Annotated in this window: 9 protein-coding genes; 6 read left to right on the forward strand and 3 right to left on the reverse strand. The window is 52.6% G+C overall.

What is annotated here, in order from left to right:
• Positions 1–120 precede the first annotated feature (120 nt).
• Both VB081_RS00905 and VB081_RS00910 read right to left on the reverse strand, forming a co-directional pair.
• Positions 121–357 (reverse strand): FeoA family protein, encoded by a 237-nt coding sequence (locus tag VB081_RS00905; protein ID WP_323398990.1) that lies wholly within the window; start codon positions 355–357, stop codon positions 121–123.
• Between the two features lie 13 nt (positions 358–370).
• Positions 371–595 (reverse strand): FeoA family protein, encoded by a 225-nt coding sequence (locus VB081_RS00910; protein WP_323398991.1) that lies wholly within the window; start codon positions 593–595, stop codon positions 371–373.
• 201 nt (positions 596–796) lie between these two features.
• Here VB081_RS00910 and VB081_RS00915 point away from each other — a divergent pair, with 201 nt between their 5' ends.
• The 6 genes from VB081_RS00915 to VB081_RS00940 all read left to right on the forward strand — a co-directional run bounded on the left by VB081_RS00915 (position 797) and on the right by VB081_RS00940 (position 7,362).
• Entirely contained in the window at positions 797–1,165 is a 369-nt protein-coding gene (locus VB081_RS00915; RefSeq protein WP_323398992.1) for a metal-dependent transcriptional regulator, read from the forward strand.
• Positions 1,166–1,364: 199 nt separating this feature from the next.
• Complete coding sequence (locus tag VB081_RS00920) at positions 1,365–2,111, forward strand: ABC transporter ATP-binding protein (RefSeq protein ID WP_323398993.1); 747 nt, start codon at positions 1,365–1,367, stop codon at positions 2,109–2,111.
• Position 2,112: 1 nt separating this feature from the next.
• Entirely contained in the window at positions 2,113–3,843 is a 1,731-nt protein-coding gene (locus tag VB081_RS00925) for a COG1361 S-layer family protein (RefSeq protein ID WP_323398994.1), read from the forward strand.
• On the forward strand, positions 3,830–5,176 hold the full coding sequence (locus tag VB081_RS00930) for an ABC transporter permease (RefSeq protein ID WP_323398995.1): 1,347 nt from the start codon (positions 3,830–3,832) through the stop codon (positions 5,174–5,176). Before VB081_RS00925 ends, VB081_RS00930 begins: the two co-directional genes overlap by 14 nt.
• 137 nt (positions 5,177–5,313) lie before the next feature.
• Positions 5,314–6,354 (forward strand): NAD(P)H-dependent amine dehydrogenase family protein, encoded by a 1,041-nt coding sequence (locus tag VB081_RS00935; protein WP_323398996.1) that lies wholly within the window; start codon positions 5,314–5,316, stop codon positions 6,352–6,354.
• A 114-nt stretch (positions 6,355–6,468) separates the two neighbouring features.
• A complete protein-coding gene (locus tag VB081_RS00940; protein ID WP_323398997.1) occupies positions 6,469–7,362 on the forward strand; it encodes an AraC family transcriptional regulator in 894 nt (297 codons plus the stop codon).
• Between the two features lie 44 nt (positions 7,363–7,406).
• On the opposite strand, the gene VB081_RS00945 is transcribed toward VB081_RS00940, so the two are convergent.
• Positions 7,407–9,741, reverse strand: a 2,335-nt coding sequence (locus tag VB081_RS00945) for a UvrD-helicase domain-containing protein (RefSeq protein ID WP_323398998.1), incomplete at its 5' end; no start/stop codon positions are given.

A 9,741-nucleotide genomic window follows, 5' to 3' on the forward strand; every position in this document is an offset into this window, starting at 1 on the left:
GGGGTTTCCTGCGAGAGCAAATTTGATTCCCATGGTTCTGCTTCCTCCAATCGTTAGTTAGCCAAAACTAACTGCGTTTCATAAAATATGCAGAGCACATAAGCGCTCTGCCCTGCCTGTCTAATCGACGAATATGGTTTCCGCATCCGCTTTGCGGATGGAGAGCTCGTAGCCCCGCACCGTTATCTCTACGGGATCGCCGAGTGGTGCAACCTTGCGTACAAAGACAGACGCGCCTTTGGTGATGCCCATGTCCATAATGCGCCGCTTGAGCGCGCCGTCGCCTGTAAGCTTTTTGACGGTCACGGTTTCGCCGCACCGTACGCCGCGCAATGTTTTTTCGTATGCTTCGTTCATAAAAACTCCTTTCTTAGGAGGCCTGTTGCTCGATCATGATCCGGTTCGCCATGCTTTTGCTGATGGCGATACGCGCGTCCTTCACATTGACGATCATGTTGCCGCCCATTTCAGAGATCACAGTTACGTTTTCGCCCTCGACAAAACCGAGATTTCCGAGAAAACGACGAACCTCGTCTTTGCCGTTGATCTTGCAGATAAAACTTCTGACGCCTGTACGTGCCATTGTGAGAGGCATAATAAACAGTCACTCCTTTCGGTTGTTAGCAAGAGCTAACATAAAAACAAAATATACGGGTTAGCGCTAACTAACCCACCTGACATCTTGAGTTTACTACCGCTAACCGCATTTGTCAATGACTTTTGGAGAATTTGTGTTATAATCAATGCAAAAGGGTTTCGCTGCAAATATGCGAACAGCAACGGAAAGGATTTGGGCATGGATTTAAGGGAATCGGGCGAAAATTATCTGGAAGCGATTTTGGTTCTGCAGCAAAGGACGGGCGTAGTGCATTCGATCGACGTTGCGAATTATCTGGATGTGACCAAGCCAAGCGTAAGCCGGGCGATGAGCATATTAAAGGAAGCGGATTATATTTGGATGGAAAAGGGCGGACAGCTCCACCTGACGGATGCGGGCAAAAAGATTGCCGAAGGTATCTATGAGCGTCACCGCCTGCTGACGGAATATCTGATGCAGCTTGGCGTTGACGAGCAGACGGCTGCAAGCGACGCATGCCGTATCGAACACGTGATCAGCGAGGAGAGCTTTCAGAAAATCAAGGAGCACGCGAGCGGAAAAAAATGATACAAATGTGATACAAGCCCCTGCTACCATTTTCATGAACTGTTCATACATATTGTGTACGGTTTTATGATATAATGAAAAAAGATGGTATATGGGGGATAGGCATTATTTTGACAACACAGGATTCCCGTGTATCTTCGGGAATCTTTTTTTATCCATTTCAAAATATCTGAATATATTACCCTTATGGAGGTATGGCGTGGAGCCGATCATTGCAGCGAGAAACTTAAAGAAGATATACCGCATGGGCAGTGCAAAGATCCATGCGCTTGACGGTGTGGATATCAACATCATGCCCGGCGAGATATGCGCGATCGTGGGCACTTCGGGAAGCGGCAAATCGACGCTGCTTTCGTTACTTGCGGGGCTGGAGCATCCGACCTCCGGCAAAATATTCATCAAGAAAAAACCAACGTATAAAATGAACGAAAAGGAACTGGTAGATTTCAGGCTGCAGCACATTGGATTTGTGTTTCAGTCTTTTAATTTGATGCCCACGATGAGCGCGGCGGAAAATGTGGCGCTGCCGTTGATGTTTCGCGGCGTCAGCCGTCAAAAGAGGCTCAAGACGGCGAAAAAGCTATTGATCGAGATGGGGCTCAAGCAGCAGCTCAACAATTTGCCAAACCAGTTGTCGGGCGGGCAGCAGCAGCGCGTTTCGATCGCGCGCGCGATCATTTCGCAGCCGGAGATCATTTTTGCGGACGAACCAACAGGTAACCTCGATTCGGTGACAGCGACGCAGATCATGGATATTATGTGTGGCGAGGCAAAAAAGCGCGGTGCGACGCTGCTCTTTGTGACGCATGACCCCGAGAAGGCGGAATATGCGGATCAGATCATCCATATCATTGACGGAAAAGTGGCAAAACGCGATATACGTAATAAGCAGCTGGAAGCAGAGACCATAATAGAAGCAGAATTAGGAACGCAAGGGGAGAATTGAGATGAAGAAACGGATTGTAGTATTTGTACTGGTGATCATGCTGGCGCTTGTGTGCGCGGTTTCGCCCGCGATGGCGGCGGTATCGGAAAGCAACAGGGGGACCGCGCTGCGGATCGACAACCAGACACAGTATATGGGCATGGATTCGACATACAGGGACGGATACAGCCCCACGGTCTCGGATGGTCAGGCGCACATCATCCTGCCGCTTATCGCGAGCGGCGGATCGCAGCAGGTAAAAGCGGGAGAGCCGATCAACGTGTCAGTGAATCTGGGAGACCCGCAAAAGGCGCCCTTTGTGTTCAACAATTACAATGAAAAGGTTGCGCTGCAAAACAACAAGCTGGCGGACGGGACGACAAATACCGTGCAATCGTATCTGGTCAGTTTGAACCTGCCGCTTTCGGCAGACCGCGTGAACGGCAATTATCCGGTGGTGATCACTGCGAAATATCCCATTGCGGACGGAACGATCAAGATGCAGGAATTCACAGTGTTTGTGAAGATCACAGACGGACAGGACCCCTCCGGCCCGAGTCCGGAACCTACCGCTGAACCGACCGAGCCTGTCCAGCCCGGCGATCCGGGAGATGGCGGCGGTTCCGGCGGCAGCGGTGGTGGAGGCGGTGGAACAGGCGGCCCGACCTCGCAGCCTAAGGTCATCATCAGCAATTATCAGATCAGCCCCGACCCGGTCAACGCGGGCGAAGCGTTCAGCGTGACGGTGACGCTTGAAAATACCAGCAAATCGGTGACGGTCAAAAATATCACGGTGACGTTCAAGAGCCAGACGACAGACCTGATGCCGGGGGACAACACCAATACGGCATATATCGAAAAGATCGCGCCCAAGAAGACGGCGGATTTCACCTTTACGATGGCGGCGCGCGCAGACGCGAAGGCAGGGCCGCAAAAGATCGATATTGCGATCGCTTATGAGGACAATCAGGCGGCACAGCTGACCGCGACGGACGAGATCAGCGTGGAGGTGCACCAGAAGATACGGCTGGAATATGATCCGCCGAAGTTCCCGTCGCAGGTCTATATGGGCGACACGACTTCCGCGAGCCTGAACCTTTACAACAAGGGAAAAAATACGTTATACAATGTGACGGTGACGCTTGAGGTACCCGGGCTTACGCCGGAATCCAGTGCGTTCCTCGGTAATATGGAATCGGGAACGGCAAAAACGGCGGACATCTATGCTTCGGTTGCACCTGACCCGAACGCGGGCATGGACGGAGCAGCCGGAGCAGACGGCGGCGCAGTGGCCTATGGCGATAAAATGGTATCGTCAGGCGATGTGTCTATGATTGGCGGTGCAGATGCTGCAACGGACATCAATATTTCGAGCGATGGCATGGCCGGACGTGAAAAGGAAGGCGAGCAGATCGGGGGAGGGCTTTCGCCGGAGGCAGGCGGCATGGATGAAGGAATGATCCAGCCCGGCCCGGTGGAAGGCAATTTTGTCGTTACCTATGAGGATGAATACGGCGAAGAATACGAGATCAGGGTGCCCGTTTCGACGGAGCTCGTGCCCATGCCCGACTATGGTGGCGGCATGGAGCCGGGTGAAGAAATCCCTGTCGAGCCGCAGGGCTTTCCGTGGTGGGGATGGGTCATCATTGCGGGCGGCGTGGCTGCGGTCGTGATCGTGGTTGTTGTCAGGAAGAAGAAGAAAAAACGCGAACAGGAACTCCAGGAGCAAAAGGACGACGATGACATTCTTTGATATTGTCGCGCTTGCGGCGTCGAACTTGTGGCGGCGTAAGATGCGCACGATCCTGACGGTGCTGGGCGTGATCATTGGTACGGCGTGTATCGTGATTATGGTGGCGCTGGGGCTTGGCAATCTGGAACAATTCAATGAGCAAATCATGCAAAGCACCGACCTGACGCAGATCGAGATATCGCCGATGGGTTCGGCTGAAAACGCCAAGCTGACGGACGCGAAATTGAACCAGATACGTGCGATACCCGGGGTGAAAAGTGCGACGGGGGTGATGTATATCCCGTCGTATATGGTGGTTGGCAAGTACCGCGCGGATACGAGAGTGATGGCGGTCGACCCCAAGACCATGGACTTCAAGTTTATGGAGGGAAGCGTATTTGGCGAGAATTCAAACGTCGAGTTGGTGGTCGGCGCGAATGCGCGCCAGTATTTTTCAGACCCGAACGATCAGAGCGGCATGTATGGCGGTATGATGATGATGGGCAGCGGAGCCGTTATGGCGTCTGAGGCAGACATGCAAATACCGCAGGGGCCGGACATCGACTGGCTGACCTCGGGCGTGAAGTATTATCCGGGCAGTGGATATTTGATCGAGAATCCTGACCCTACGACGCCTGACCAGCCCAAGCCCAAGGAATACCGTGCGAAGATAACAGGTATTTTGGAGCAGGCGGACAATCAGGAAAGCTATAATATTTATATGAGCATTCCGGCGGCGAACAAGCTGATCCGTGAGAACCGCAAGCTGATGGATCAGCAAAATGTAAAAGAGGGACAGTATACGCAGGGGTATGTGAATGCGGTAGATGTGGATTCTGTTGCGGAGGTGCTGCAATCGGTGAAGGATATGGGCTTCCAGGCCTACAGCCCGACCGAGTGGATTACGCAGATGCAGGAGGAACAGGCGCGCCAGCAGTCGCAGCTTATCGCGATCGGGCTGATCTCGCTGTTTGTATCCGCGATCGGTATTGCAAATACCATGCTGGCAAGTATCCTGGAACGCAGCCGCGAGATCGGCGTGATGAAGGTCATCGGGCTTGGCATCAGCAAGATTAACCTGATGTTTTTGGTGGAGGCGGCAATGATTGGCCTCATTGGCGGCCTAATCGGGCTTGGCATCAGCTATGTGTTCGGTGCGATCGCCAATTTTGGCGGAGGAGAGATCAGCTTCCTTGGTATGTATTTCCAAAACGGCGTACAGCTTTCCATTCCGTGGTGGCTTGCGCTTGGCGCGGTGGCGATCGCTGTGGGCGTAGGCATCGTGTCAGGCATCTATCCGGCGCGCAAGGCGACAAAGATGAGCCCGCTGGAGGCGATCAGAAGTTCGAATTAAAAAGATGCAATCCTCCGGCTTTTGCAGTCGGGGGATTTTTTGTACGCAAAACGGTTTATTTTTTTTACCCAATGGTATCAATAAGGTATCGGAAGAATGATTACCTATAAAAAACCAAAGAAAGCGAGGAAATGGATATGTATCACCAGAAAATCCGTGCGGTACAATATGGGTGCGGTAAAATGGCCAAGTACACAGTACGGTATTTGTATGAAAAAGGTGCGGAGATCGTAGGGGCGATCGATGTGAACCCTGATATCGTCGGCATGGACGTGGGAGAATGGGCGGGGCTTGGCGTACGGCTCAACGTACCGATCCGCGACGATGCGGACGCGGTACTGGACGAGTGCGACGCGGATATCGCCGTCATGACCCTGTTTAGTTTTATGGACGACATGTATGGGCATATCGAACGTTGTGCGCTGCGCGGCATCAACGTTGTGACGACGTGTGAAGAAGCCATCTACCCGTGGACGACAGCCCCGGCGATCACAAACAAGCTTGACGTTCTTGCAAAAGAGACGGAATGCACCATCGTGGGCGCCGGCATGCAGGATATTTACTGGATCAATATGATCGCTTGTGTGGCGGGCGGCGTACATCGCATCGACAGGATCGAAGGCGCAGTCAGCTACAACGTGGAAGATTACGGCCTTGCACTGGCGCAGGCGCACGGCGTAGGGCTGACGGCTGACGAATTTGAAAAGCAGCTCGCGCATCCTGAAATTTTGGAACCGAGCTATGTATGGAACTCCAACGAATCGCTGTGTGCGAAGATGGGATGGACGATCAAATCGCAGACGCAAAAGAGCGTACCGTATTTTTACGATACAGACCTTTATTCAGATACGATGGGAGCGACGATTCCCAAGGGCAATTGTATTGGCATGAGCGCGGTCGTCACGACGCAGACGCATCAGGGTCCGGTGATCGAAACGCAATGTATCGGCAAGGTATATGGGCCGGACGACGGCGATATGTGTGACTGGAAAATAACCGGCGAGCCGGATACGACGTTTTATGTCACCAAGCCGGCAACGGTGGAGCATACATGTGCGACAGTCGTCAATCGTATCCCGACTATTTTGAACGCGCCGGCAGGGTATGTGACGGTAGACCAACTGGAGCCTGTGGAATATCTCTCTTACCCGATCCATATGTATATGGATGAATTCTGAGAAAGCAAAAAAACAAGCGCTCGGTAAATCACTGGGCGTTTGTTTTTTTGTAAGTAATGTTAAAACAGGAACGGTTTTTCTGTGATATTCTAAAGCAGGAAGGAGGGAGGCAATATGTACGAATGGGATGAGGCGGTGCAAAAAATGATAGACTGGGTGGAAGAAAACCTGACGCAGCAGCCGGCGCTGCTCAGGATGTCCCGCGCAATCGGTTATTCGCCAGGGTATTGCTCCAGCCAGTTTCACGCGGTCACAGGCAGGACGCTGAAAAATTATATTGCGGGAAGAAGACTGTGCCGTGCGGCAATGGACATACGGGATACGGATAAACGTATCCTCGATATCGCACTGGAATATGGTTTTTCCTCGCAGCAGGCACTGACACGGGCGTTTGCATCGGCATATGGGTGTACGCCTGCTATGTACCGCAAAGCGCCAAGACCCATTCCCATATCAATCAAAAAAGAAGTCCTCTTTCCGGAATATTATGAAGGACAAGGAGAACCAACTATGAATAAAACAGTTTTGACGGAACCGAGCGTGAGCGTTGAATATATCCCGCCGCACAAATACATTGGCATTTGGGACGACAGCGTGCAGGAATATTGTGATTTTTTTGAAAAACACGATTGTGACGAGGTGAGCGGGATCATCGAAAGCATGTCACACGTGATGCACCCAATCGTCACGGCGCATACGGCGGGATGGTATCAAAAGGACGGCAAGCGGGGCTATTTCTATGGTCTTGGCGTTGAGGATGATTACGATGGCGAAGTGCCGGAGGGGTTTGAAATGAAGTCTTTTCCGGGCAGCTACTATCTGGTGTTTTCGCATCCTCCGTTTGATTTTATGAAGGATTGCGGCGATGTCGTGAACCGTGTAGACGCGCTGGCATGGAACTTCGATCCCGCGCAAAAGGGCTTTGCGTGGAACGAACAGTGCCAGGCATATCAGAGGATGCTCCCGGAAACGGCGGGCTACCAGATTTTGCGCCCGGTAACAAAATAACAGATATAAGAAGAAGGCCTCCGGCGATCAGTCGGGGGCCTTGCTTAGAAAAATCCAAGCTGTTTCGCTGTGTTTTTCTTGCGAACATGCGCATTGCCATGCTGTACGCTGCCGGACGGAAGCGCCGATAAAAACGGCGAACGATCATTTTTATCGGCAAGCAGGATCAGCTCGTCCTGCGCACGCGTCACACCCACATAAAACAACCGCCGCTCCTCATCGATATCGCCGGTGTGTTTCTCGCTTACAAAAGGGATCGTACCGTCGTTTACGCCGCACAGGAATACAACGGGGTATTCGAGGCCTTTTGAGGCGTGCAGCGTCATCAGTGTGACTGCGTCGGAAGTATACGTCTTGCCGCCGCTGCGGCGCACATCACCCTCTGTACCGAGCGTCAGGTTGAGCAAAAAATCATCCATGCGCTCATGGAGCACCGCCATACTGCACAACCGCTCGAGCGGGGCGGGCAATTCTTCATACTCTTGATCGGAAAAAAATGACGCAAGCAAAGTCGCGGGTGTTTCTTTTTTATACAATGCCGCATATTTTTCAAGTAATGCGGCAGTTTTGGTTTCGCCAAGCTCCGTGAGCAATGATACGAGTGTGGATACAGTTTGCTTTGCCGAAGCATAACGGGTGCATATTTGCTGCGCGAGGGCAGGGGGCACGCTGGCGGATTTTAAGTATGTTTCCAGAGATACGACATCGCCGGGGTTATTCAATAAACGGAAAAATGACAACACGCCCATGACGCGACGGTCAGAAAGGCTGTCGTCTTTGCCTGCGACGACATAAGGTATCCCTTCTTTTTTCAGGCAGTCCTCAATGATTTCTGCCTGACGATGGGTGCGGTACAGGACGGCAATATCCGAAGGTCCGACGTGTGCATCCTGTTGTTTTTTCGATCTGGAATGCGCGGACAGCATATCTACGCCGCCCACCATCGCGTTGATCTCCTTGGCGATGAACAACGCTTCTGAAAACGAGGAGTCTGTAGCAAGCAGGCGTACGGGCACGCTGTTTTTGCGTTTGGCATCGAGCAAGGACGGATCGCGCCCCAAAAGATGAAGCGCACAGCCGATTACCTGCGGGGTGGAGCGGTAATTGTTTTTGAGGCGTATTTCGCATACCGGTGCAAAATCAGAGTGCAGGCGGGCAAAGCATTGCGCGTCGCTGCCGCGGAAGCCGTAGATGGACTGATCCGGATCACCGATCACAAATAGGTTGCCGTTTTTATTTTTCCACGCGCGGATCAGGTCGTATTGCACGGGGTTGATATCCTGAAATTCGTCCACCAGCAAATGAGAGAAGCGCGGCAAAAGCGCTTTTACTTTTACGTCTTCACTATTGCATTTAGGAAGCGCTTCCAGCAAGATATCGTCAAAATCCAACACGCCTAACTGTTTGAGCTTGGCGCAGTATGCGTCATAGACGACAAGAGGCACGTTGCCGCTCTGCCCATTTTTGACGCGGGATATCTCTCGCAGCAATTCGCGCGGGCGCATATCGCAGTTGCAGGCGCGCGCAACATCCGAAAGGATGGAGAGAGCTGCGTTTTCATCAAGAATTGTAGTCATTTTGTTCCATTCACGAAGCAGGTTCAGGCAAATGGAATGGAACGTGCCGATGTGCATGGCTTTGACTGTTTTTTTATCATTGAAATGAGCGTTTAGGCGCTCGCGCATTTCTGCCGCCGCTTTGTTGGTGAATGTGACGGCGGTGATGTTTTGCGGCGCTATGCCGCATTCCTCCACCAGATAGGCGATGCGGTATACGAGCGTGCGTGTTTTGCCTGTTCCTGGCCCGGCAAGTACTGATACAACAGGATCGTCTGCTGATGCCGCCCGCCATTGTTCGTCGTTTAAACCGTATTGCTGCGCGTCGGCGGGAATATAGGCGACGGTAGGCTCCGGATCGGCGGTGGTATCGGCCGTCAGGGAAACGGGGGCAGGGACTGGTTTCTCTTGTTTTTCTTCCGGTGCAAAGAGGCTCAGTTGTCCGGCGAAGCGCTCTACATCGTCTTTGTTCATAACAAGGATACGCCCATATTCGCCATCGTAGCCGGGGTGAATCTCTACCTCGCCGCAGCGCAGGCGGCGGATGCCTTCGGCGATGCACACGCCCGCTTCCTTTTCGATTTGGTCGAGCGGTGCGGTGCGCAGGATGGAAAGCTCGGGGCCGAGCGCGCGTAAAAGCTCGTCATATTTTGCCATTACCTTTTTGCTTGCGGTCGTCATGCCCATAGAAGATGCGACGACCTCGCGCAGGGGCACGATACTTTCAAAATGTTTGGGACGGGGCGGCACATAACCGATCTCGCGGTCGGCAAGCGCCGTTACGCGGTGCAGTACGCCGACGGTGATCCTGCGCCCACACACC

The organism is Christensenella sp. (assembly GCF_034927525.1).
GTDB lineage: Bacteria > Bacillota > Clostridia > Christensenellales > Christensenellaceae > Christensenella.

What these genes read in the sequence shown, in the direction of transcription:
- VB081_RS00935 (WP_323398996.1), top strand. Translation starts at nt 5,314, where the DNA reads ATGTATCACCAGAAAATCCGTGCGGTACAATATGGGTGCGGTAAAATG.
- VB081_RS00925 (WP_323398994.1), top strand. Translation starts at nt 2,113, where the DNA reads ATGAAGAAACGGATTGTAGTATTTGTACTGGTGATCATGCTGGCGCTT.
- VB081_RS00940 (WP_323398997.1), top strand. Translation starts at nt 6,469, where the DNA reads ATGTACGAATGGGATGAGGCGGTGCAAAAAATGATAGACTGGGTGGAA.
- VB081_RS00915 (WP_323398992.1), top strand. Translation starts at nt 797, where the DNA reads ATGGATTTAAGGGAATCGGGCGAAAATTATCTGGAAGCGATTTTGGTT.
- VB081_RS00910 (WP_323398991.1), bottom strand. Translation starts at nt 595, where the DNA reads ATGCCTCTCACAATGGCACGTACAGGCGTCAGAAGTTTTATCTGCAAG.
- VB081_RS00905 (WP_323398990.1), bottom strand. Translation starts at nt 357, where the DNA reads ATGAACGAAGCATACGAAAAAACATTGCGCGGCGTACGGTGCGGCGAA.
- VB081_RS00930 (WP_323398995.1), top strand. Translation starts at nt 3,830, where the DNA reads ATGACATTCTTTGATATTGTCGCGCTTGCGGCGTCGAACTTGTGGCGG.